Below are 22,672 nucleotides of genomic sequence, written 5' to 3'. Positions count from 1 at the left end.
CTCGGGTCTCTCTGTGAGGCTGTGCCCTGAGCGGTAGCGCTGGCGCACGGTAGCGACACGCACACAAGAGTGTTCAGCCATCTCGTGCTTCCATAAGCCAACTTTTCTTAGGTTCGATGTCCGGCGTGCCGGCTGAGGGCGCGGCTTGTCGCTGACCAAACCAGAGCAGCTCGAGACGCCGCGCGAGGCCCGCGAAGCGGGGGAAGAACTGCCCACCGCAGAATGCGACGGTCACCAGCAACCGGCAGAGCCAGGATGGCAACACGGTCGGTGGTCGTCCCCCGAGCGCTTGAAGCGCGCTCGCGGTCGTATGGCCTTCCCATGGTTGCAATCGGATGCCCTGCATGTCGTGACCCGCGGTGCTGACAGCGACCACAAAACGCGCGAGCCCCTGCACCGAACTCACTACAGTCGGGCGGTCGGGAGGAGCCGCGACCGAACTGAGCCGGGAGCTCGCGAGGCGAATCAGGGAGTTTGTGGTGGCTCGGCCCCGGCCCTGCACGGACGTTGCCCGTATGACGGCGATGTCGAGATGCTCGCGTCCGTCACGAAAAGCGTGCATCGTTTCGGCGAGTGCTGCTTCGCCCAGTGCCTTGGAGCGGGAGTAGGCGGAGAACGGATTGAAGGTCCAGCTCTCATCGAGCTCGCGACTACGGCCTTGTACCGCTGCAGAGCTCAGATGGACCATGCGCCGCACGCCTGCACGCTCCGCAGCCGCCGCGACAGCAGCCGGTTGCAGAGCGTTTGCTCCATACATCGCATCACCTTCGACCCCGTCGGGAGTTGCGAGCCCGGCGGCGAGGATCACGCAGTCCGCGCCCTGGAGAGAGACGTGCTCGGGCGCGTCGGGTCGCAAGACGACAGAAGCCTCGGCCATGATGTCCGCGACGGTGCGGGCGGAGGTAGTCAAGCGCGGTGCCGCGACCGTTCGCACCCTGAGGCCCTGCGCGCGCAGTTCCGCAACCACGGCGGAACCCACGAAGCCGCTCGCGCCGAGCACGACCACGTCGCCGACGGGCGCCGAACGCACCCGGGTGCGATACGACTCCGGAGCCGAAACGGCGCCTAGATGCCAACGAGGCTCCTCGATGCCGAACAGCCCCGGCAGCATCAGGTAGACGAAAGCGACGAGAGCGAGAGCCCCCAACGCGATCCACCACGACCATGCATCGACTGCGACGAGAGCGCCTATCAGCGCGCAGGTCGATGACGCTGCGGCGACAGTCGCCGCCACGCCGGCGTGCGACTGCACTGCGATGAGCTGCTGGTAAACGTGCTCGCGATGACTCTCGTACCAGCGCGCGCCTCGCGCAGCTCTCCGCAGGAGCGTCATCGCCGTGTCCGCACCGTAGATCGCCAACGGCGCGAGCATCGCGAGGACGGGCACTCCTGAAGCGACACCCTCGATCGCCAACAGTGCTACGAACGCGCCGAGCAGGTAGCTGCCGACATCGCCGAGGAACCGCTTCTCACGCCCCAGGTTCCACGGGGCGAAGCCCGCCATAGCGGCCGCAAGGATCGCGCCGCCAAGTCCCAGCACCGCGTCCCCCGAGATGAGGCCGAGCGCGGCATATGCCAGTCCCGCAACCACGCCGTGCGAGGCCGATATCCCGTCCACGCCGTCCATGAAGTTCGCGATATTGACGTATGCCGCTACCGCGAGGCCCGCTGCGAGAGCACATAGCACCGCCAGTCCAGGCTCGATACCGGCGAAGAGAAGAAGTCCGAAGGAGGCGCCCGTGCCGAGTAGGACCTGAGCGGCGAACCGGACCACGATAGGCAATCCGCGAACGTCTTCTGCAAGACCGACAAGCGCGAGAGCCGCCGTGCCGACCACGCAGACGGCAAGCGGCGCCCAGACTGCGGTGGGCGCAGTAGCGGCCACAGCGATTGCTGCAAGAGCCACGCCGCTCAGGGGAGCGACGCCCAGAGCGCGAACAGCGACGCCCGTGTGGGAAGAACGGTCGTTCGCCACGTCAGTGACACCGAGCCGGCGAAGGAGCGGCAATGCCGCGATTGGGGCACAGAGCGTGACGACGAGCGCGACAAGTGCGCCAACGATGATGCCCGTCATGCGCGGCGAGTGCTCCCGAGCCCGTAGTCGGTCGGCACGATCGGCGCTGTCGCGCCGTTCAGGTGCAACTGCTCGCTCTGAGCACGCGCGGCCGACCGACCCCGCTCGGCGGCCCAATGCGCGTCCCACTTCGCCTTGTCCAGAGCGTCGAGCTCGAGCGGCTCGCCCTGTGCGTGAGTGATCTTGTCGTGGAACGGTCGTTCGTCGAACTCGCCCACGCCGATGAGCTCCTCGTGCAACTTCTCGTGCGGACGAAGGCCGGTGTAGACGATCTCGATCGGTTTGCCCGACATGCGGATCATGCGCTTCGCCACATCGAGGATCTTCACTGGCTCGCCCATGTCGAGGATCAAAACTTCTCCCGGGCGGCCGATGCCGCCGGCCTGAACAACCAGTTGACAGGCTTCCGGGATGGTCATGAAATAGCGCGTGATGTCTGGGTGAGTGACAGTCAGGGGACCGCCCGCTTCGATGAGCGCGGTGAAGGTCGGCAGCATCGAGCCGCGGCTGCCAAGCACGTTGCCGAACCGGACGGAGAGGTACCTTCCGACGCCGCGTCCTGCGTACGAGGCGGTCAGGCGCTCAGCGAGCCGCTTCGAGTGACCGAGCACGCTCGTCGGGTTTGCCGCCTTGTCAGTCGAGATGTTGACGAAGGTCTCGACTCCCGCGGCGAAGGCGCCCTCGAGGACGTTGCGCGTACCCAGCACATTGGTCTTCCAAGCCTCGTCGGGGTATTGCTCAAGCATCGGGAGATGCTTCAACGCGGCGGCGTGGAACACGACGTGAGGGCGCCTTTCGAGCATGAGGTCGCGGATCGCGTCTGCATCGCGGATGTCAGCGAGCACGACGTCCTTCGTGTGGAGGAGGCCATGGCCAGCGATCGAGATCTGCACGGCTTGCAGCGCAGACTCATCGCGGTCGAGCATCATTAGCTCCGAAGGGCCAAAGCGGGCGATCTGCCGGCAGAGCTCGGCGCCGATGGACCCGCCCGCGCCGGTGACGAGCACGCGCTTTCCGTTGAGGTAGCCAGCGACGGTCTCGACATCGGTGTCCACGGGGTGGCGGCCGACGATGTCCTCGATCGAGATGTCGCGCAGGTCTCCCATCGCGCTGCGGCCCTCGAGCATGTCGTCGAGCGGAGGGAGCACGAGCACCCGCAATTCTGCCGCCGCGGCTCGATCGAAGATGCGCTGCATCAGTGAGGCATCGGCCCTGGCGATCGCGATCACCAAGGTGGTCGCTCCCGTCGCCTGAGCAACGTCCGCGAGCTGCTCGCCGGTGCCGAGGACCCGCACCCCTGTGCGCACCGCCTTGGCAAGGTTGGGGGAGTCGTCGATGATGCCGACCGGGTTGAAGCGCGATTGCGGGTCGGTGCGCATGCGCTTGATGAGGCTCGAGCCGACGAAGCCTGCACCGTAGACCAGGATGGGCGTCGCGGCGTCCTTCGGGCGGCTCGCGCGCTCTTGCGCCAGTCGGCGGAAGTAGCGGGTCAAGGCCATTGCGAGGAACGCGAGCGGCGCGGCAATGAGTGGAGTGCTACGAGGGATGCCGATCTCGGGTCCCACGATGAGGATCGGGAGGCCGATGACGATCGTCGTCAGCGCCACGGATCCAGTGAGGCTGAGCACCTCGTCGAAGCTGCCGACGTGGTAGCGGCGGCGGTAGAGGGCCAGCGCCCCACCCGCCGCGAGCTGCGCGAGGACGGCAGCCACGACGAGTACCAACATCGCGAGCCGACTGGTGTCGCCGAACCCGAACTCGTAGCGGAGCCATACGGCCAGTACGAGCGCGACGATCCACGCGATCGCGTCGAAGACGAACTGGAAGACGCGCATGTTGGCTCGAAGCGACCGCAGCCTGTTGCCATGCCCGGGTCTGCTGTCGTCCTCAGCGCTCGGCGCCACCCGTACCTCCATGCGTCTCACTCGCGGGCGGCACATATCGAATCCACACGCGCAACTAACCCGGGCCTTGAGCGCCAAGTGTACCCCGGCCTGAGCGCACGCTGAGGCACATGGTGGCTGAACGGCAGGTGTACATGATGAGGGCGATCAGGCGGCGATCGTCGGTTCGGAGATAGCGTGACCCCATGCGGCATTCCGTCACGAAGGTTGTCATCCCGGCGGCGGGACTTGGCACGCGCTTCCTCCCCGCCACGAAGGCGCTGCCGAAGGAGATGCTGCCGGTCGTCGACAAGCCGGCGATCCAATACGTCGTCGAAGAAGCGGTGCGAGCGGGGCTTCCGGACGTGCTCTTCGTGACCGGCCGCAACAAGAACGCGCTCGAGAACCACTTCGACCGCGCGACCGAGCTCGAGGCGATCCTCATGCGGAAGGGCGACGAGGAGCGTCTCGAGCGAGTAGCTGAATCGTCGGTGCTCGCGAACGTGCACTACGTGCGCCAAGGGGACCCGCTGGGGCTCGGCCACGCGGTGCTGCGCTCGCGGGCGCACATCAACGGCGACTCGTTCGCCGTGCTGCTAGGCGATGACATCATCGACCACCGGGACCACCTGCTCGAGCGGATGCTGCAGGTGCACGACGAGCGCGACACCTGCGTCGTCGCGCTCATGGAGGTCGACCCGGCGCAAGCGCACCTCTATGGCATCGCGACGGTCGATGCGACCGAGGAGGACGACGTCGTGCGCGTGCGCGGGCTCGTCGAGAAGCCGGAGCCCGGCACCGCGCCGTCGAATCTCGCGATCGTCGGCCGCTATGTGCTGAAGCCCGAGATCTACCCGGTGCTCGAGCAGACGGCGCCGGGTCGCGGGGGCGAGATCCAATTGACGGATGCGCTGCTCACGATGGCCGAGGACGACGCCGAGGGCGGCGTGCACGGGGTGATCTTCCGCGGCCGCCGCTATGACACGGGCGACAAGCTCGACTACATCAAGGCGAATGTGATGCTCGCGTGCGAGCGAGAGGATCTCGGCCCGGGGCTCCGCGATTGGCTGCGCGAGTATGTGGAGCAGTTCTCGAAGCAGCCGGCTTAGCACCTGCCGGATTCATCGGGGTACATTCAAAGGGGTACATTTCCTCGCTTTGCATTGCTGTGTTGCGCCCACTGGACGATCGTCTATATTGCATTCCATGGCAAAGCAGACTTTCACCAAGCTCGTCGACGACTTCACCGGCGAGCCCATCGACGACGGTGCCGGTCGCACGGTGCGATTCGCATTCGACGGCGCTGAGTATGAGATCGACCTCAGCAACGACAACATCGAGGAATTCTCCGGTGCGCTCGAGCGCTATGTCCGGGCTTCGCGCCGCGTCTCGGGCCGCAGTCGCGGCCGCAGCTCGAGCGGCAGCCGACGCAGCGGCGGCGGCAGCAGCGAGACCGCCGCTATTCGCGAGTGGGCCGAGTCGCAGGGGCTGAAGGTCGCGTCGCGCGGCCGCATCCCCGCGGACATCGTGGAGCGATACAAGAACCGCTAGCGGCAACGCGCTGGCGGCCCGCCAGCGATAGGGAGGGGAACGGCGTGACGCCGCCCCTCCCTTGCGCATTCTCGAGTCGACGGCCGGTGGGATGCCTCGCGGTGCTCCTCAGCCCAGCCTCATCGCTCGCCGAACGTCTCGTCATTCCGTCGATACCGCCAGCGTTCGCGGCTACCGTGACCGCATGCGGCACACTGTTACAAAAGTCGTCGTCCCTGCGGCGGGGCTGGGCACTCGCTTCCTTCCCGCGACCAAGGCATTGCCGAAGGAGATGCTGCCGGTCGTGGACAAACCGGCGATCCAGTACGTCGTCGAAGAGGCGGTGCGCGCCGGATTGCCGGACGTGCTCTTCGTGACCGGCCGCAACAAGAATGCACTCGAGAACCACTTCGATCGCGCGACAGAGCTCGAGCAGATCCTGGTGGGCAAGGGCGACGCGGCCAGGTTGCAGCTCGTCTGCGAGTCGTCGGCGCTCGCCAATGTGCACTACGTGCGCCAGGGCGATCCGCTCGGGCTCGGGCACGCGGTGCTGCGCTCGCGTGACCATGTGGGCGACGACTCGTTCGCGGTGCTCCTCGGCGACGACCTCATCGACGGCCGCGACCGCCTGCTCGAGCGCATGCTGCAGGTGCACGACGAGCGCGACACGTGTGTCGTCGCGCTCATGGAGGTCGACCCGGCGCAAGCGCATCTCTACGGGATCGCCACGGTCGACGCGACCGACGAGGCGGACGTGGTGCGCGTGCGAGGGCTCGTCGAGAAGCCGCCCGCCGGTACCGCGCCCTCGAACCTCGCGATCGTCGGCCGCTACGTGCTGAAGCCCGAGATCTTCCCGGTGCTCGAGCAGACGGCGCCCGGCCGCGGCAGTGAGATCCAGCTGACGGACGCGCTGCTCACCATGGCCGCGGACGACGAGGTCGGCGGCGTGCACGGCGTCGTCTTCCGCGGCCGCCGCTACGACACGGGCGACAAGCTCGACTACATCAAGGCGAACGTGATGCTCGCGTGCGAGCGCGAGGACCTCGGCCCGGGTCTCCGAGCATGGCTGCGCGAGTACGTCGAGCAACTCGTGCTCGAGCCGGTCTGAGCACGACCGCCGGAGCGGTTCAGCCGTCCGCAGGCAGGAGCTCGTCGATGCGGGTCGCGATGAGCTCGAGGCCCTGCTCGTTCGGGTGCAGGTCGTCGCTCGCGATGAGCTCGGGGCGGTCGAGGAACAGGTCGCCGAGGTCGAGGTGCTCGGCGCCGATCGCGGCCGCCGCCTCCTCGACCGTCTGCCGCAGGTCGGCGATGAATGGCGGCGATGGCGAGTCGTCCCACAGCGGAGAGGTGACGATGATGCGGGCGTCGGGCAGCTGCGAGCGCAGCTCGGTGAAGAAGGCGTCGACCGCCTCGTCGACGTAGGCCCGCGTCAGGTCGTTGCGGCCGCCCGATACGACCACGATGTCTGGATCGTGGGCCACCGCATCCGGGATGATGCCGATGTAGGACGAGCAGCCGGCATTGGGGCAGCGGCCGTCGGGCTGGTTCGTCGAGTAGCCGGTGCCGGGGATCGCGAGGTTGACCATCTGCCAGCCGCGTCGCTCGCTGAGGATCGCGGGGAAGCCGGAGCCCTCGAGCGACGTGGCGGTGCCGACCGTGTACGAGTCGCCGATGAAGACGGCGACGGGGGCGGCGGCGTCGCCCTCGCTCTCGATCGGCGTCGGCGTTCCCGGCGCGGCCGGTGGGGTGGATGCCGTGGGCTGCGGTCCCGGTCGCGGCCAGAGGAGGACGGTGGCGGCGACGACCGCGGCCGCGACGATGACCGCGGCGACGACCTTCGCTCGACGGGTCATGGTCCCGGTGCGCCGGAGCTGCCGGCTACTCGACCGATTCGCCGGTCAGGAGGCGGCGGACCGCTTCGAGCGGCACGGGGAGCCAGTCGGGGCGGTTGCGCACCTCGTAGACGACCTCGTAGAGCGCCTTGTCGAGCAGTAGGGCGCGGAAGACGGGGTCGCGCTCGTCGGCCTGGCCCGACGCATCCGCGTACCCCGCGAGGAACTCCCGCTGCCGCTGCTCCACCCACGCGTCGGCGGCTGCCGGGTCGGCGTCGGGCAGCTCCAGCTGCGCGGAGCCGGCGGCGTAGTCGAACGATCGGAGCATGCCGACGACGTCGCGGAGGCGCGGCTCGCGGATGGAGCGCTCGTGCATGGGCCGCAGCGGCTCGCCCTCAAAGTCGAGCAGCCGCCACTCGCCGTCGCTCGAGCGGAGCACCTGGCCGAGGTGCAGATCGCCGTGGATGTGCTGGAGCTCGCCGATCGAGCCGATCTCGTGCAGCTGCCGCTTGGCGGCGTCGAGCTCGTCGTCGAGGTCGGCGAGCGCCTCGGCCGCCTGCTCGCGGGCCCAGCCGAGGCGCTGCTCGAGGCCGCGGACGAAGGCGTGGGTGTCGGCCTCGCTCGCCTCGGCGGTGCCGAGCGCGGCCGCGAGGTCGCGGTGCACCGTCGCGAGGGCCGCCCCGAGCGCTCGCGCGTCGGGCACCTCGCGCTGCTCGCCGCGGAGCGTCGCGAGCGCGTGCTGGCGGAACAGCTCCCAGGCATCCTCGGCGCCGCCGACGAACTCGGAGACCGCGAGCAGGTGCCCGGTGACGGTCGCATCGCCCGCGGGCCACGTCGCCTGCAGCGCCGCGAGCAGCTTCGGCACCGGCCGCGAGCCCGCGCGCGTGAGGGCACCGGTCACGACCACGTCGGGGTTGTCGCCGGGGTGGACGACGCGGAAGACCTTCGCGATCCAGCTGCCGTCGCCGCCGATGATCGACGTGTTCGACTGCTCGCCGCTCACCACGCGGCTCGCGCCCGCGGGGCCGGGCGGCGTGATGGCGTCGCCCTCGAGCCCGGGGACCGCCCTCGTGCCGGCCGCGACTTCGACGATCGTCTGCACCGCATCCGGGTCGTGGCACGCGTCGACGAGCCAGTGCCCGTCGATCTCGGCGATGGGCGAAGCGCCCGGTTCCGTGCGCCACGCGACGGGGACCTGCAGCAGAGAGTCGCCGGCGCGCACGAGCAGGATCGCCGCGTCGCCGAGCTCGAAGCGGTGCGCGAGGGCGACGTCGGCTCGCTGGCCCTTGAGGGGGTACCAGCGGGTGGAGGGCATCCAGGCGGCGATCGCGTCGGTGACCTCGGGAGCGTCGAAGGGGAGGGGAGCGCTCATGCCGCCAGTGTGCCGGTCGCGGCTGAGTGGCGGCTACGGGTCTCGCGCGGCTACGGGTTGGTGTGGAGCTGGAGACCGGGCACCGTAGCCATGAGCTGCGACATGGGCGCGATGAGCCCCTGCGTCGAGCACGTGCCGTTCAGCGGGCTGCGGAGTCCCGACACGACGCCGACCGCGATCGCGCCGTCGGAGGTGGGACGGCTTACGACGGGGCCACCCGAGTCGCCCTGGCAGAACGCGTTGCCGGCGCTCGAGTGCACGAGCTGCACGTTCATGCACTCCGCGCCGCGCACGTGCGCGTAGCACGTGACGTAGGCGGCACCGGCGGTGAGGTTGCACTTCCAGCCGGTGATCTGGCCGGCCGAGCAGAGCTGGTAGCCCGCGGGCGGGAACGCGAGCTGCGTGCCGGTGATGTCCACCGTCGCGGTCTCGCTCGTGTAGATGCGGGGCAGGGTGCGCACGTCGTAGTCGGCGGCGATGACGCCGAGGTCGTAGGGGCGGGCGCCGTCGTTGAGCTCGGCCACGAGGTCGCTCGTGCCGATGCGCGTGCCGGCGCTGTTGCGCACCGCGCGGCCGTCGAGGTAGTCGCTGCAGTGCGCGGCGGTGACGATGAGCGGGCGGTGGCCGTAGAAGCCGGAGAAGCCCGAGGTGCAGCCGACCCAGCTGCCGGAGGGGAACTGCGTCTGCACGCGCATGCCGCCGGAGAGCACGGAGGTGTCGTTCGAGCGGCCCGAGTAGAGAGCGGTCGCGGCCGCGTCGAGCGGCTGGCCCTCGGCGATCGGGCGGCTGGCGGTCGTGCTCGGCACCGAGTCGGTCTGCTCGACGGTGACCGTCGCGCCGAGCTCGGCCGCGGCCTGCTCGGTCTCGTCGAGCACCGTCAGCACCTCGCCCTCGAGCTCGATCGCCTCGGTGCCGGCGGCGTCGGCGGCCTCGGGGGTCGGCACCTCGACCGAGAGCGAGTCGGCGCCGATGCCGATCGCGAAGGCGCCTTCGACGGGCATGGATGCGGCGAGGTCGTGCGCGAGCTCGATGAGCTCGGCCTCGCTCGCCTCCTGCGGCACGAACGTGATGTCGATGCCCTGGTTCGCGGCGTTCGCCGCGATCGCGCGCACCTCCGTCGGCACGGGGCCCGCCCAGCCGATCTCGATCGTGCCGGCGACCGGGTCGCCCTCGATCGCGCCGATGCGCGACACGGGGGTGCGGGCATCCCACATCGCGATCTCGTCGATGACCGCGAAGTGCGACTCCTGCACGGCGGGGAGGTTGTCGGACGCGCTCGTCGAGACCGCGGGTGCGGCGACGACGGCGGTGGTGCCGACGGCGAACGAAGCCAGGACGGCGAGCAGCAGGGAGCGGCGGGACAACGGAGACCTCGTGACGGTCGGGACGGGCTGGGACCGAGATGAGCGTACCCCAGAGGTTCAACCGCGGCTAGAACGTTCGTGATAATCGCTCGGCTCGGTCGAGGCGGGCAGGTCTCGCCGACGCGCACTCTCCCCGCCGCTCCGGACGCGGCTACCGGACGAGGCTGCGGAGCTGTTCCTCGACCTCTGGTCCGATGGTCGTCTCGCCGCCGAGGACGGTGATGCGTTCCGGCGCGAGCCGCTCGATTGCCGCGAGCGTCGCACCGGGCACCTCGTTCGAGCGGACCAGCAGCACCGGCGCGCCCTGGGCGCCGGCGAGCGCGGCACCCGCGAGCGCATCGGGGAACACCTGTCCGGAGGCGACGTAGACATGGTCGACCTCGCCGAACTGCGCGGAAATCTGCGCTGCCACCTCATAGCGGTCACTACCGGAGATGCGTGTGGTCGTCGCGATACGGGCGAGTTCGCCGCGGACCTGCTCACTCACAGATGCCGGGCCGCCCAGGATGACGATGCGCTCGGGTTGCAGCCGTTGGATCGCGGCTCTGATGCTCTCGGGGAGCGATTGCTGCCGCGTGAGCAGCACTGGGGAACCAGTGGAGCCCGCGAGACCGGCACCAGCAAGCGCGTCGGGGAAGTTCGTGCCGGACGCGACGTAGACCGTTTCGATGCCCGGAGCGAATGCCGCCGAGACCGCCGCCGCATTGTCGTAGCGATCCGAACCGGCGATACGACTGACCTGCCCGTACGGCTGGAGCGCTGACTGCACATCGTTGCTGACCGTGGCGGGACCGCCGAGGATCACGATGCTCCTCGGCTTCAGCCGGACGAGCGCGTCGATCGTCGCCTGCGGAACTTCTCGCTCTCTCGTCAGCAGCACAGGCGAGACCTGCGAACCGGCGAGAGCAGCGCCTGTGAGCGCATCGGGGAAGTTCAGTCCCGACGCGATATAGACAGTGTCGACACCCGCGGGGAACCTGTCAGCGATCGCGGCCGCGGTGGAGTAGCGGCTATCACCGGCAAGCCGAGTTGGGGCGAGCGGCACGATGGCTGGCGAGGGCTGCGAGGCAGGAGAGCTCCCGGCCGCGTTGTGCGCGGTGACCGTGAATCGATAGGGCGTGCCGGTCGAGAGCCCGCCGACCGTTGCGGTGGTCTGGAGTGCAGGGACGGTGACCGTCGCGCCGCCCGGGATGGTGGTGATGGTGTAGGAGTCGATCGCCGCGCCGCCGTTGGAAGCGGGCGCTACCCACGTCACTGTCGCCTCGCCGAACCCGGGGCTGGCTGCGACACCAGTAGGGGTGCCCGGTACGGTTCGCGGAGTCACCGCGGGCGATGCGGCGGAGGCTCTGGAGCTGCCGGCCGAGTTGACCGCTACGACTGTGAAGCGGTAGGCGGTGCCGTTCGTCAGGTTTTTGAGAGTCGCAGTCGTCTGGGACGCGGGGACGGTCGCGGTCGCGTCACCAGGAGCGGCGGTGATGATGTAGGAGGTGATCGCGGCGCCGCCGTTCGAGGCAGGCGCCGTCCACGACACCGTCGCCTCACCATTTCCCGGGACCGCGATCACGTCGGTCGGTGCCTCCGGTATCCCTGCGACCGGCCCCTGGTCGGCCGTGAACGTCGTGTGCAGCGAGGGGCCATCAGCGGTCACGTTGCCAGCGAAATCTCGCAACCATGCCAAAGTCGCGACCTGGGTCTCCGGCAGAGGCGCGACGTGGGCTGTTGCCTCCCAGATCCCGTCGTGCTCATCGCCGGAGGCAAGGGTCAGGGGCACCTCCGACCAATTGATGCGCACGATGGGGGGGACGACTCCGGCTCCCGCGTCGATGATGTGTGCGCGCAGCGTCACAAGGGCGGACCCTAGGTAGGGGTCGTTCCCGACCGGGTCAGCTGCGAAAGACACGACCTGTGGTGCGGAGACGTCTTCGCTGGTGCCGTACGTGACGGACACAGAATGTGGGAATGCGTTGCGATCGAAACCGACGCCGTTCCCTCGGGCGTCCTCGAGCGAGTAGGGGACGAAGCGAAGGTCTCCGGCAAGCGTACCGCGCGGCACCGTGACTCTCGTCTCGTACCAGCCGTCGAGCACTGTGCCTGAGACGAGCGCCATCTCGCCTGCGAAGAAGCTCCCTGCGTCGTTGAACGCGTCGACCAGTGGCGGTAGGACGCCTGCCAGGTCGTCCACGATCCTTGCCCGAATCGTAACCTCCTGCCCGGCGACCAAGACGTCGACGGCGGGCGGCGACACCTCGTACGCCAGAAGTCGTGGCGGGGTGAGGTCGACGGGCCCGGAATTGACCACCGTCACGCTGGTGTGCCGGCCCAAGAAGGGATCGTCGAGGACGTTGCCGGCAGCATCCTGCACCATCCCGAACCCCACGCTCCAGGCGCCGGGCGCTGCCCCGTGCTGAATGCGCAGAGTCGCTTCGTAGCGCCCATCGAGGGCTGTGCCCGAGACGAGCGCGAGGGTGCCTTCCGTTCTCTGAGCGGAACCATCGTGAGAGAGCCAGAGGTTGGTCGCAATCGCACCCGCGAGGTCATCGGTGATCCTCACGCTGACGACCACCTCGGCGTCCGCGCTCGAAACGTCGACGGTCCCCGGCGACACAGCGATCTCGCTCACGACCGGAGCCGTGACATCAGCGGTCGTCGCCACTGCCAGATCGGTGGGAGCGAGTGCGGATCCACTGCCTGCAGTGACTGCGGCGATGAAAAAGGCGGCGACCCTGCGCTTCGATGCCATTGCGGATCCTTCGCTTTCGCGGCCGTCGCCCCTGACGTCGGCCATTCGAGACAACCATGCGGCGCTGCGTCGACCGAATCGACGCTGTCGCTCGCCACGAAATGCTGTAGCCCGCTCATGTTTGCACTGCGTCTGAGGCCGCCGACGGACTTGGGGAGATCCTTGGCTGCTGCTTGAGTCTCGTCGGCGCGCGCTTCCCCGAATGCCCGACTACAGCTATCGCAATGGCTTGCCCGCAGGTGCGCTTCCTGTCCCCGCTTTGCGGGACAGCCTCCGCTGCGTGACCCGGTGCACAATGAACCACGCGGCGAGCGCGAGCAGCAGCAGGACCGCGAGCGTCGGCACCGCCTGGCCGAGGCCGAACAGGAACGCGGCGCCCCAGGCGAGGAACGCGCCCCAGCCGGCGACGAGGCCGTCCCAGAAGCTCGGCGTGCCCGTCGGCCCCTCGACCGTCGTCGCGCGGATGCTGACGTCGATCGTCGACATCGCGACCTGGTCGGCGAGCGTGCGCTGCTGCGAGAGCAGCTGCTCGAGCTCGGACGTGCGCTGCGTCAGCTGCGCCTCGACGTCGAGCAGGATGTCGGTGTTCGCGGCCGTGCCGAGCAGCTCGGTCAGGCGCTCGACCGACGCCCGCGCCGCGTTGACCCGCACCTCGAGGTCGCGCACCTGCGCGCCGACGCGCTGCTCCTTCGTGTCGACGGCCGTGACGTCGCCGAGGCCGCGGATCGCCGTGAGGAGGTCCTCGACCTGCGGCGCCGGCACCCGCACGGTGAGCGTCGCCCACGCGGGCTCGAAGTCGGTCGAGGCGCCCTCCGAGCGCGCGTCGATCGAGCCGTCACGGGCCTCGACGGCGTCGGCCACCGCATCCGCCGTCGTGATCGGATCCTCGGCGCGCATCGACACGTCGCCGGTGATGATGACGTCGCGATCGTTGTCGGCGTCCTGCTCGGGGAGGCCGCCGCTGTCGCCGCCGGCCGACTCCTCGAAGTCGGGCGCGGATTCGGGGAAGCCGCCCTGGTCGGTGGTCGGCAGGAGCGGGGAGCCGGTCGAGGCGCCGCTCGCGCCGCAGCCGGTGAGGAGGACGGCGCCGGCGATGAGGATGCCGGCCATCGGGGCGAGTCTGCGGGTCATGCTTCCAGCGTGCTTCGCGAGGGGCGGAAGCACAGCCCAACCTTTCTCGGGTCTTGGGCGTCAGGCGGCTGGCGTCTCGATACGCCGGCCTGCGGCCGGCTACTCGACGAGCGGGTGGGTGGGCGGCCGGCTACTCGACGAACGGGTGAGTGGGCGGGCGGCTGCTCGACGAGCGGGCGGGTCAGTCGCGCTTCGCGCGCTTCGCCTCCGCCTTCGCCGCCTTCGCGTCGGCCTTCGCAGCCGCCTTCGCCTCGGCGGCCTCGGTCTTGGCCTCGGCGGCCCGGAGCCGCTCGGTCGCCTTCGCCACCGCATCCGCCGCCTTCGACTCCGCGCGCCGCAGCTGCTCGCGCGCCTCGGCGACGGCCTTCGCCGCTTCGCGCACCTGCTTGTCGGCGACGATCGCGGCGGGCATGCGCTCGTCGGCGTCGTCGGGCTCGTTGCGCTCGAGCCAGCGCTCGATGCCGTCGAGCAGCCGCGAGAGGCCGAAGCCGAAGCCGCGGCCGTCGTCGGGCTGCTGCGGCTCGAACATGCCCTCGCGCACGGCGGGCGCGAGCAGCGGGAAGCGCTCGTCGGTGACGAGCTGGGGCAGCGCGCGGCGCACCTCGTCGTCGACGTCCGCATCGCTCGACGCGCGCGCGTAGAGGGCGATGTAGCCGAGCAGCAGCAGCAGCGTCGGCACCTTCATGCGATCGGGCGCGTCGACCTCCTCGAGCGCGACGAGGCCCGCCTCGAGGATCGCGAGCCGGTTGGGCGTCGTGGGCGTCGCGCTCGGCGGCAGGTCGGCGAGCCACGGGTGCGCGTCGTAGGTCGCGCGCACGAACAGCGCCCACTGCTTCACGCGCTCGCGCCACGAGACGCCCGTGCTCGGCACCGTCACCTCGCTCGCGGCGTCGAACATGAGCAGCAGCAGGTCGTCCTTGCCGGTGACGTAGCGGTAGAGCGACATCGGCGCGACGCCGACCGCCGCCGCGACCTTGCCCATGCTGACCGACTCGAGCCCGTCGGCGTCGGCGATCTCGATCGCGGCCTCGACGATGCGCTCGGTGCTGAGCTCGCGCTTCGGGCCGCGGTGCGGCAGCGCGGCGACGCCCCACGTGAGGGCGTGCGCGTGCGGCAGGGGCGGGGAGTCGTCGTGGTGGTCGATGCTCGTCATGGGTGCGTCTCGTGTCGTCGCTAGTTGCGGTCGTCGGGGTGCGTACCGGTGCGCTCGCCGGTCTCGAGCGCCGCGATCGCGGCCATGTCGGCGTCGCTTAGGGTGAAGCCGTCGACGTCGAGGTTCTCGCGCAAGCGGTGCGGATGCGTCGACTTCGGCACGAGCGCGCCACCGGTCTGCAGGTGCCAGCGGATGATCGCCTGCGCGGGCGTCACGCCGTGCGCGGCCCCGATGCGGCGGATCGCCGGGTCGGCGAGCACCCGCGAGCGGCCGAGCGGGCTCCACGCCTGCGTGACGATGCCGAGCTCGTCGTGCGCGCGGCGCAGCTCGTGCTGCGGCAACCACGGGTGCGACTCGACCTGGTTGATCGCCGGGGTCACGCCCGTCTCGCCGATGATGCGGCGCAGGTGCTCCGCGGTGAAGTTGCTGACGCCGATCGTGCGCACGCGGCCCTCGGCCTGCAGCTCGACGAGCGTGCGCCAGACGTCGACGTAGCGGTCGCGCGCCGGTCGGGGCCAGTGGATCATGTAGACGTCGATGCGGCCGAGCGCCCGCTCGCTCGCGTCGAAGGCCGCCCGCACGGCGGCGGGTTCCTGCGAGGCCTCGCCCCAGAACTTGCTCGTGACCGTCAGCTCGTCGCGGTCGAGACCCGACGCATCCGCTCGCCGGAGGGCCGCACCGAGCTCGCGCTCGTTGCCGTAGAGCTCGGCGCCGTCGATGAGCCGGTAGCCGGCGGCGAGGCCTGCGGCGACGACGTCGGCGGTCTCGGCGGGCGGCACCTTGTAGAGCCCGAAGCCGAGCGCGGGCAGGCTGCTGCCGTCGTTCAGCTCGAGGGAGTGGGGCACGCGTCGATCATGGCAGGCGGGATGCGCGGCGTCGTCCGTCGCGCGGGGGAGTGATCGCCCGCGCGCGGCTCAGCGCGGCAGCTCGACCGGCGCGGTGTCGGGCGGCTCGCCGATGCCCTGCCGCAGGTCGGGCTGGTGGCGGCGGAAGATCGCCGCGATCGCCGCCGCGATCGCGACCATGACGACGGCGACCCAGACGCCGCCCACGCCGCCGTTCGCGTCGATCGCGACGCCCGCGATCGCCGAGCCGAGGGCGGCGCCGAGCAGCTGGCCGGTGCCGATCCAGGCGTAGGCCTCGGGGGTGTCGGCGAACTTCACGGTGCCGGCGACGATCGCCGAGAACGCGGCGAGCGCGGGCGCGGTGCCGATGCCGGCGATGAAGAGGGCGATCGAGAGGCCGACGACGTCGCTGAGCGGCAGCGCGATGGCCATGCCGAGCAGCACGATCGTCAGGCGGATCGCGACCGACCACGGCGTGATGCCGCGGCCGCCGAGCGCGAAGCCGCCCGCGAGCGAGCCGAGCGCCGAGACGCCGAGCACGATGCCCGCCTCGAGCGCGCCTTCGCCGAAGGTCGCGACGACGCCCGCCTCGACCGCCGCGAAGCCGCCGATGAACATCGACGAGACGATCACCGAGAGCAGCACCGGGGGCTTGCGCAGCACGCGGCCGAGCTTGCGGGTCGTCGGCGGGATGCGCAGGCGCCGCACCTCGGGGGAAAGGATGAAGAAGAGCGCGCCGACGGCCTGGATCGCGATCGTCACGAGCAGCGTCGGCCCGGTGCCCAGCAGCGAGACGAGCAGCGTCAGCAGCACGGGGCCGAAGACCCAGATGATCTCCTGCAGGGCGGCGTCGAAGGAGAACAGCGGCGCGAGCAGGCGCTGCTGCACCATGCGCGGGTAGAGGGTGCGCACGGTCGGCACGACGGGCGGCATCGCGGCGCCCGCGATCGCGCCGGCCAGCACATCGCCCCAGAGCGGGATCTCGAAGCTCGCGATCGACAGCAGCGCGAGCATCGAGATGATCGCGGTCGTGAGCAGCACCGTGACGGTGCCGAAGCGGCTCATGAGCCGCGAGACGAAGGGGCCGGCGATCGCCATGCCGACCGAGAAGGCGGCGAGCACGAGCCCGGCGGCGGTGTAGGAGCCGTGCTGCTGCTCCATGTGCATGAGGATGCCGAGCGAGTACATGCCGGCGGGGAAGCGCGCGATGAGCTGCGCGAGCATGATGCGCGCGAGCCCCGGAACCCTCAGCACCTCACCGTATGCACGCACCAGGAGAGCCTACGACGGGACGCATCCGGTCGACGTGCATGCCGGAGGAGGTGTCTGCGCGGTCGGTGACGGGGTGGATGCGGTGCACGCGTTCCTCCACAGGGGTGCGATCTCCCGTGGTGCGGCTGGGGGCTCGCCGCGTACGATCCGCGCATGGCCAGGAGCGTGGACGAGCTCGGCGACCGGCGGGCGATCGCCGTGCTGTCGGCGGCGCTCGGCGTCGTCGTCGGGCTGATCGCCGGCGCCCTCGCGGTGGCGCTGCTCGGCGACGCGCTCGCGTGGTCGACGTTCCTGACGTCGGCGGGCTTCGGCGGCGCCGCGGCGGTCGCCGCCGCGCTCATCGCGTTCGCCGCGGCCGCGTACGGCGCGCGCTCCACGCGGCGGCAGGCCGAGGAGGACCGCCGGCAGCTCGAGCGGCAGCGGCGGAAGGAGCAGTGGTGGGCGCGAGCGGAGTGGGCGCTCACGGAGGTCGCTCGGGGCGGGGGCTCTGCGGTCATCGGGCTCGGTGTGCTCGAGGCGCTCGGTCGCAGCGAGTGGGCCGACCAGCACGAGGCCGACATCATCGCCGCCGCGACGGAGTTCGCGCTCACGGCCGAGGCGCACTCGACGGCCGAGCCCGACCGAGGGAGAATGGGCGCAGGAGGCGACGATGGCTGACGAGCAGCGTGACGACGCGACCACGGGCGGGGGCGAGCCCGCGCGGCCGGCGCAGACGGTCTACCGCTCCCGCATCACCGGGCGGATCGTGTCGCAGGCCGAGCGCATCGCCGCGGCGCGAGCGCGCATCGTGGCCGATGAGATCCGCGGCATCGAGACCGAGCCGTGGATCGTCGAGCTCGCGAAGCAGCGCGCTTGAGTCGTCGAGCAGCGCTGGCCGGCGGGACGCCTAGCGCCGGTCGTCGACGCGCGGGCTCTTGATGAGCACTCCGGCGACGAGCGAGAGGAGCGCCGCGGCCATGTGCGCGAGCGCCCAGCCCTGGCCGGCGAAGTCGAAGGGCAGCACGGGGTTCCACGCGATGGCGATCGCGGCGAACACCGGGACCCACCACCAGTGCCGCGCCTGCAGCGCGAACCAGCCGATGATGATCGCGAGCACGGCGATCACGAAGCGGAGCGTGCCGTACCACTCGCTGCCGAGCAGCAGCGTCGCGACGACGAGCAGGATCGCGAGCAGGATGCCGGGCGCGAGGGCGTTGCGCTGGAACGTGGGGCCGTAGCGGTCGGAGGACATCGCCTCCCAACCTAACGCGGTCCAGGCGTCTCGATACGCCCGCCTGCGGCGGGCTACTCGACGAGCGCGTGGGGCGCGGGGAGCGCTCTGGTCGACGAGCGGGGAGGCGGTTACGCCGCGAGCGCCTTCTTGATGCGCTGCAGGCTCACCGGACCCGCGGTGCCGAGCGGCTGCGCGAAGAGGCTCACGCGCAGCTCCTCCAGCAGCCAGCGGGCGGTGACCAGCCGCTCGGCCTTGCCGGTCTCGTCGGCGCTCGCCACCGCATCCGTCACCGAGGGTGGCAGCGGCAGCGTGCCGCCCGCCGCCGTGTAGAGCTGCGTGGCCTGCTCGACCTCGGTCATCCACGCGCGGTCGCGGTTCGCGGTCTCAGGCAGCCGCTTCACGCGGTGCTCGATCGCGCGCACGTAGACCTCGAGCCGGCCGAGCCGCTCGAGCCCGGTGCGGCTCACGAACCCGTCGAAGACGAGCTGCTCGAGGTTGGCGCGCGCGTCGGCGAGCGCCGCCATGTGCGCGAGGCTCGCGCCGTCGCGGATCGCGCGGTCGGCGAGCCGCGCGCTCGTCAGGATGCGCGCGACCTGGCTCGCGAGCGCGAACATGCGGTCGACGAGCCCGTCGGCGACCCGCGCGCGAAGGGCCTCGAACTCGGCCACCGTCGCGGGCGGCCGCGGCCCGAGCTCGGCGTCGATGATCGCGAGCATGAGGTCGTCGAAGAGCCGGTCGGTCGAGGCGTAGGGCGAGGCGCCGAGCGCGAGCTTCTCGGCGCTCGTGAGGTTCGCCTGCACGTAGGGCGCCGGGCTCGGCACCTGCCGCAGCAGCAGCTGCCGCACCGCCTGCCGCTGGTCGCGCTGCTGCGCCTCGCGGGTCGACGCGAGCCGGATGCCGACCGTGCCCTTGCCTGTCACGGCATAGCCGGGGTAGGCGCGCACCGTGTTGCCGCCCTGCCGCACGTCGATGTGCTCGGGCAGGTCGGTGTCGAAGCCCGCGACCTCGTCGCGCTCGAGGTCGCTCGTCACCTTGACGGCGGCCTTCGCGACCTGCGTGCGCGCCTGCCCGGCGAAGCGCCGCTTGAGCGCCTCGAGGTCCTTGTCCTGCCCGAGCCGGCGGCCGCGGGAGTCCTCCACCGCGAACGTGGGCTTCAAGTGGTCGGGGATGCGTCCCCAGTCGACGTCGGTCGCGGCCGCCTGCACGTAGGCGGTGCGGGAGATCCGAGCGGCGAGTACCTCCGAGAGCGACCGCGCGCGCTCGCCGCCCGCCGGCTCGTCGGGGAGCTCGGCGAGCATGCCGCGCGCCCAGTCGCCGGCCGGCACGACGTGCTTGCGCACGTGCTTCGGCAGGCTCTTGATCATCGCGGTGAGCAGCTCCTCGCGCATGCCAGGCACGAGCCAGTCGAAGCCCTCAGGGCTCAGCCGCGGCAGCACCGCGAGCGGCACGTGCACGGTGAGGCCGTCGTCGGGCGCGCCCGGCTCGAAGCGGTAGCTGAGCCGCAGCCGCTGCTCGCCCTGCTGCCACTTCGTCGCGAACGCGCGCGAGTCGACCTGCGGCTCCTCGCCGGTGAGGTCGCGGCGCGTCATCGTCAGCAGGTCGGGCGACTCCTCGCGCGCCTTGCGCCACCAGCCCTCGAAGCTGCGGGTCGAGACGACGTCGGCGGGGATGCGCGCGTCGAAGAACTCGAAGACCGCCTCGTCGCCGACGAGCAGGTCGCGGCGCCGCTGCCGCTCCTCGAGGCGCTCGATCTCGCGCCGCAGCTCGCGGTTCTTGCGCTCGAACTCCTGCGGGCTGTCCCACTCGCCCTCGACGAGCGCGTGGCGGATGAAGAGCTCGCGCGCGTGCTCCGGGTCGATGCGCGCGTACTGCACGCGCCGCCGCTCGACGATCGTGACGCCGAAGAGCGTCACCTTCTCGTACGCGACGACCGCGCCCTGCTTGCGCTCCCAGTGCGGCTCGCTCACCTGCCGCTTCGCGAGGTCGCCCGCGAGCGGCTCGGCCCAGGCGAGGTCGACGGATGCGACGGTGCGGGCGAAGAGGCGGCTCGTCTCGACGAGCTCGGCGGCCATGACGGCGCGGGGCGGGCTCTTCGCGAGGCCCGAGCCGGGGAAGATCTGGAACCGCGCGCCGCGTGCGCCGACGTACTCGGGGCGGGGACGCATCCGCCGCTTCGAGCCCGGCTCGCCAGGCCGCGGCTGCTGCGACTTCTGCGTCTCGTCGAGGCGGCCGATGCGGCCGAGCAGGCCCGACAGGAGCGCCTTGTGGACGGCGTCGGCGTCGACCGCCACCGCCTCCGCTGGTTGAGTAGCCGGCGAAGCCGGCGCATCGAGACCCGAGGGCTGCGCGTCTCGATACGCGCCCTCGACGTTGCTCGACGAGCGGGAGGAGCGGGCGACCTTCTGCGGCTTGAGGCCCATCGCCCTCGTGAGCTGCCGCACGACGTCCTGCCACTCGCGCACGCGCAGGAAGCTGAGGTGCTCCGCCTTGCACAGCTTGCGGAACTGGTTGCCCGAGAGCGTCGCCTGCTGCTCCTGCAGGTAGCGCCACAGCGCGAGCAGCGTGATGAAGTCGCTCTTCGGGTCGACGAACCGCGCGTGCATGCGGTCCGCCTCCTCGCGGCGCTCGAGCGGGCGCTCGCGCGGGTCCTGGATCGTGAGCCCCGCGACGATCGCGATGACCTCGTGGGCGACGTCCGCATCCCGGCCCGCCAACGCCATCCGCCCGAACCTCGGGTCGACCGGGAGCCGCGCGAGCTCGCGGCCGATGCGCGTGATGTCGCCCTTCGGGCTGATGGCGCCGAGCTCGCGCAGCAGGTCGCGGCCGTCCTTGATGCCGCGCGGGTCGGGCGGCTGGAGGAAGGGGAACTCCTCGAGCGGGCCGAGCCCGAGCGACGCGGCCTGCAGGATGACGGCCGCAAGGTTGGTGCGGAGGATCTCGGGGTCGGTGAACTCGGGGCGGCGGTCGAAGTCCTCCTCGGAGTAGAGGCGGATCGCGATGCCGGGGGCGACGCGGCCCGCGCGGCCGGAGCGCTGGTTGGCGCTCGCCTGGCTGATCGCCTCGATCGGCAGCCGCTGCACCTTGCTGCGCGCCGAGTAGCGCGAGATGCGGGCGGTGCCGGTGTCGATGACGTGCCGGATGCCGGGCACCGTGAGGCTCGTCTCGGCCACGTTGGTGGCGAGCACGACCCGGCGACGGATGCCCGCGCGGGTCGAGCGCTCGAAGACGCGGTGCTGCTCCGCGGCGCTCAGGCGGCCGTAGAGCGGCAGGATCTCGGTGGCGGGGCCGAGCTTGCCCTGCAGCTGGTCCTGCGCGTCGCGGATGTCGGCCTCGCTCGGGAAGAAGACGAGCACGTCGCCGGAGTCGTCGCGCGCGATCTCCTTGAGGGCCGCATCGATGCCCTCGATCGGGTCGAGATCGACGGTCGGCTCGTCGGGCTCGCCGTCGTCGTCGGCGTCCTGCGCGCCGACGCGCTGCGCCTCGGCGACGAGCGGGCGGTAGCGGATGTCGACCGGGAACGTGCGGCCGGAGACCTCGATGATCGGCGCGCCGCCGAAGTGGCGGCTGAACGACTCGGGGTCGATCGTCGCGCTCGTGACGATGACCTTGAGGTCGGGGCGGCGGGGCAGCAGCCGCTGGAGGTAGCCGATCAGGAAGTCGATCGTGAGGCTGCGCTCGTGCGCCTCGTCGATGATGATCGTGTCGTAGGCCCGGAGGTCCTTGTCGCGGTGCATCTCGGCGAGCAGGATGCCGTCGGTCATGACCTTGACGCGGGTGTCGGCGCTCACCTGGTCGGTGAAGCGCACCTTGTAGCCGACTTCCTGCCCGAGCTCTGTGCCGAGCTCCTCGGCGATGCGCTCGGCGATCGTGCGGGCGGCGAGCCGGCGCGGCTGCGTGTGGCCGATGCTCGAGCGGCCGAGCTCGAGGCACATCTTCGGCAGCTGCGTCGTCTTGCCGGAGCCGGTCGCGCCGGCGACGACGACGACCTGGTGGTCGCGGATCGCCGCCATGATCTCGTCGCGCGCGTCGCTGACGGGCAGCTCAGCCGGGTACTCGATGCGCACCCGACCATTCTCCCGCAGTGCGGCTCCGCGCCCGCGCGGCTGCCGCATCCGCCCCGCGCCCGCGCCGCCATCGGAGACGGACCCCGCCTCGGCAGCGGGACCCGAGATCCCGGGTCCCGCGACCGACATCGGGTCCATGCCCGATCGTCGGGTCGCGCACTCTCCACCGTCGGTAGGTCGGTGCGGACACGCGCCCCCG

The 22,672-nt window shown here is 70.9% G+C and carries 17 protein-coding genes; 5 read left to right on the top strand and 12 right to left on the bottom strand.

Annotated features, from left to right (window positions below; genetic code table 11):
• Positions 1-73: 73 nt before the first annotated feature.
• Both JQT67_RS04715 and JQT67_RS04710 read right to left on the bottom strand, forming a co-directional pair.
• Positions 74-2,074: an NAD-dependent epimerase/dehydratase family protein gene (locus JQT67_RS04715; RefSeq protein ID WP_208063728.1), complete on the bottom strand. Its 2,001-nt coding sequence runs from the start codon at positions 2,072-2,074 to the stop codon at positions 74-76.
• Positions 2,071-3,909 (bottom strand): nucleoside-diphosphate sugar epimerase/dehydratase, encoded by a 1,839-nt coding sequence (locus JQT67_RS04710; RefSeq protein WP_208063727.1) that lies wholly within the window; start codon positions 3,907-3,909, stop codon positions 2,071-2,073. Before JQT67_RS04710 ends, JQT67_RS04715 begins: the two co-directional genes overlap by 4 nt.
• Positions 3,910-4,163: 254 nt before the next feature.
• Here JQT67_RS04710 and galU (JQT67_RS04705) point away from each other — a divergent pair, with 254 nt between their 5' ends.
• From galU (JQT67_RS04705) to galU (JQT67_RS04695), 3 genes are all read left to right on the top strand, one after another.
• Entirely contained in the window at positions 4,164-5,066 is a 903-nt protein-coding gene (galU, locus tag JQT67_RS04705) for a UTP--glucose-1-phosphate uridylyltransferase GalU (protein ID WP_208063726.1), read from the top strand.
• 97 nt (positions 5,067-5,163) lie between these two features.
• Entirely contained in the window at positions 5,164-5,508 is a 345-nt protein-coding gene (locus tag JQT67_RS04700; protein ID WP_208063725.1) for an Lsr2 family protein, read from the top strand.
• 184 nt (positions 5,509-5,692) lie between these two features.
• Positions 5,693-6,595: a UTP--glucose-1-phosphate uridylyltransferase GalU gene (galU, locus tag JQT67_RS04695; protein WP_208063724.1), complete on the top strand. Its 903-nt coding sequence runs from the start codon at positions 5,693-5,695 to the stop codon at positions 6,593-6,595.
• Between the two features lie 19 nt (positions 6,596-6,614).
• On the opposite strand, the gene JQT67_RS04690 is transcribed toward galU (JQT67_RS04695), so the two are convergent.
• The 8 genes from JQT67_RS04690 to JQT67_RS04655 all read right to left on the bottom strand — a co-directional run bounded on the left by JQT67_RS04690 (position 6,615) and on the right by JQT67_RS04655 (position 17,196).
• The gene (locus JQT67_RS04690; RefSeq protein WP_208063723.1) at positions 6,615-7,340 is read right to left on the bottom strand and encodes an SGNH/GDSL hydrolase family protein; all 726 of its coding nucleotides are present in this window, start codon (positions 7,338-7,340) and stop codon (positions 6,615-6,617) included.
• Positions 7,341-7,365: 25 nt separating this feature from the next.
• Positions 7,366-8,691 (bottom strand): phosphotransferase, encoded by a 1,326-nt coding sequence (locus JQT67_RS04685; protein WP_208063722.1) that lies wholly within the window; start codon positions 8,689-8,691, stop codon positions 7,366-7,368.
• A 50-nt stretch (positions 8,692-8,741) separates the two neighbouring features.
• A complete protein-coding gene (locus JQT67_RS04680) occupies positions 8,742-10,055 on the bottom strand; it encodes a trypsin-like serine protease (protein ID WP_208063721.1) in 1,314 nt (437 codons plus the stop codon).
• Positions 10,056-10,206: 151 nt separating this feature from the next.
• Positions 10,207-12,795: a cell wall-binding repeat-containing protein gene (locus tag JQT67_RS04675; protein ID WP_208063720.1), complete on the bottom strand. Its 2,589-nt coding sequence runs from the start codon at positions 12,793-12,795 to the stop codon at positions 10,207-10,209.
• 216 nt (positions 12,796-13,011) lie between these two features.
• Positions 13,012-13,926 (bottom strand): DUF4349 domain-containing protein, encoded by a 915-nt coding sequence (locus JQT67_RS04670; RefSeq protein ID WP_208063719.1) that lies wholly within the window; start codon positions 13,924-13,926, stop codon positions 13,012-13,014.
• Positions 13,927-14,107: 181 nt separating this feature from the next.
• Positions 14,108-15,079, bottom strand: coding sequence for a TetR/AcrR family transcriptional regulator (locus JQT67_RS04665; protein WP_208063718.1), 972 nt, complete (start codon positions 15,077-15,079; stop codon positions 14,108-14,110).
• 20 nt (positions 15,080-15,099) lie between these two features.
• Complete coding sequence (locus tag JQT67_RS04660; RefSeq protein WP_208063717.1) at positions 15,100-15,924, bottom strand: aldo/keto reductase; 825 nt, start codon at positions 15,922-15,924, stop codon at positions 15,100-15,102.
• 69 nt (positions 15,925-15,993) lie between these two features.
• A complete protein-coding gene (locus JQT67_RS04655; RefSeq protein ID WP_208063716.1) occupies positions 15,994-17,196 on the bottom strand; it encodes an MFS transporter in 1,203 nt (400 codons plus the stop codon).
• Positions 17,197-17,349: 153 nt separating this feature from the next.
• Between JQT67_RS04655 and JQT67_RS04650 the strand changes: the two genes are divergently transcribed.
• Both JQT67_RS04650 and JQT67_RS04645 read left to right on the top strand, forming a co-directional pair.
• Positions 17,350-17,853 carry a hypothetical protein gene (locus JQT67_RS04650; RefSeq protein ID WP_208063715.1) on the top strand — a complete coding sequence of 168 codons (504 nt, stop codon included), beginning with the start codon at positions 17,350-17,352 and terminating at the stop codon, positions 17,851-17,853.
• Positions 17,846-18,052, top strand: coding sequence for a hypothetical protein (locus tag JQT67_RS04645; protein WP_208063714.1), 207 nt, complete (start codon positions 17,846-17,848; stop codon positions 18,050-18,052). The genes JQT67_RS04650 and JQT67_RS04645 overlap by 8 nt, the downstream gene beginning before the upstream one ends.
• Before the next feature lie 30 nt (positions 18,053-18,082).
• On the opposite strand, the gene JQT67_RS04640 is transcribed toward JQT67_RS04645, so the two are convergent.
• Entirely contained in the window at positions 18,083-18,427 is a 345-nt protein-coding gene (locus JQT67_RS04640) for a DUF6804 family protein (protein WP_208063713.1), read from the bottom strand.
• 110 nt (positions 18,428-18,537) lie between these two features.
• Entirely contained in the window at positions 18,538-22,521 is a 3,984-nt protein-coding gene (hrpA, locus tag JQT67_RS04635; protein ID WP_208063959.1) for an ATP-dependent RNA helicase HrpA, read from the bottom strand.
• Positions 22,522-22,672 lie beyond the last annotated feature (151 nt).

It is taken from the genome of Agrococcus sp. TF02-05 (assembly GCF_017565345.1).
In the GTDB taxonomy this organism is placed as follows: Bacteria; Actinomycetota; Actinomycetes; order Actinomycetales; family Microbacteriaceae; genus Agrococcus; species Agrococcus pavilionensis.
The sequence above is the reverse complement of the archived record's forward strand: the minus strand, read 5'-3'. Positions and strand labels throughout refer to the sequence as shown.

Coding starts and splice junctions, on each gene's coding strand:
- JQT67_RS04715 (WP_208063728.1), bottom strand. CDS start 2,074: ATGACGGGCATCATCGTTGGCGCACTTGTCGCGCTCGTCGTCACGCTC.
- JQT67_RS04710 (WP_208063727.1), bottom strand. CDS start 3,909: ATGCGCGTCTTCCAGTTCGTCTTCGACGCGATCGCGTGGATCGTCGCG.
- galU (WP_208063726.1), top strand. CDS start 4,164: ATGCGGCATTCCGTCACGAAGGTTGTCATCCCGGCGGCGGGACTTGGC.
- JQT67_RS04700 (WP_208063725.1), top strand. CDS start 5,164: ATGGCAAAGCAGACTTTCACCAAGCTCGTCGACGACTTCACCGGCGAG.
- galU (WP_208063724.1), top strand. CDS start 5,693: ATGCGGCACACTGTTACAAAAGTCGTCGTCCCTGCGGCGGGGCTGGGC.
- JQT67_RS04690 (WP_208063723.1), bottom strand. CDS start 7,340: ATGACCCGTCGAGCGAAGGTCGTCGCCGCGGTCATCGTCGCGGCCGCG.
- JQT67_RS04685 (WP_208063722.1), bottom strand. CDS start 8,691: ATGAGCGCTCCCCTCCCCTTCGACGCTCCCGAGGTCACCGACGCGATC.
- JQT67_RS04675 (WP_208063720.1), bottom strand. CDS start 12,795: ATGGCATCGAAGCGCAGGGTCGCCGCCTTTTTCATCGCCGCAGTCACT.
- JQT67_RS04670 (WP_208063719.1), bottom strand. CDS start 13,926: ATGACCCGCAGACTCGCCCCGATGGCCGGCATCCTCATCGCCGGCGCC.
- JQT67_RS04665 (WP_208063718.1), bottom strand. CDS start 15,079: ATGACGAGCATCGACCACCACGACGACTCCCCGCCCCTGCCGCACGCG.
- JQT67_RS04650 (WP_208063715.1), top strand. CDS start 17,350: ATGGCCAGGAGCGTGGACGAGCTCGGCGACCGGCGGGCGATCGCCGTG.
- JQT67_RS04645 (WP_208063714.1), top strand. CDS start 17,846: ATGGCTGACGAGCAGCGTGACGACGCGACCACGGGCGGGGGCGAGCCC.
- JQT67_RS04640 (WP_208063713.1), bottom strand. CDS start 18,427: ATGTCCTCCGACCGCTACGGCCCCACGTTCCAGCGCAACGCCCTCGCG.
- hrpA (WP_208063959.1), bottom strand. CDS start 22,521: ATGCGGCAGCCGCGCGGGCGCGGAGCCGCACTGCGGGAGAATGGTCGG.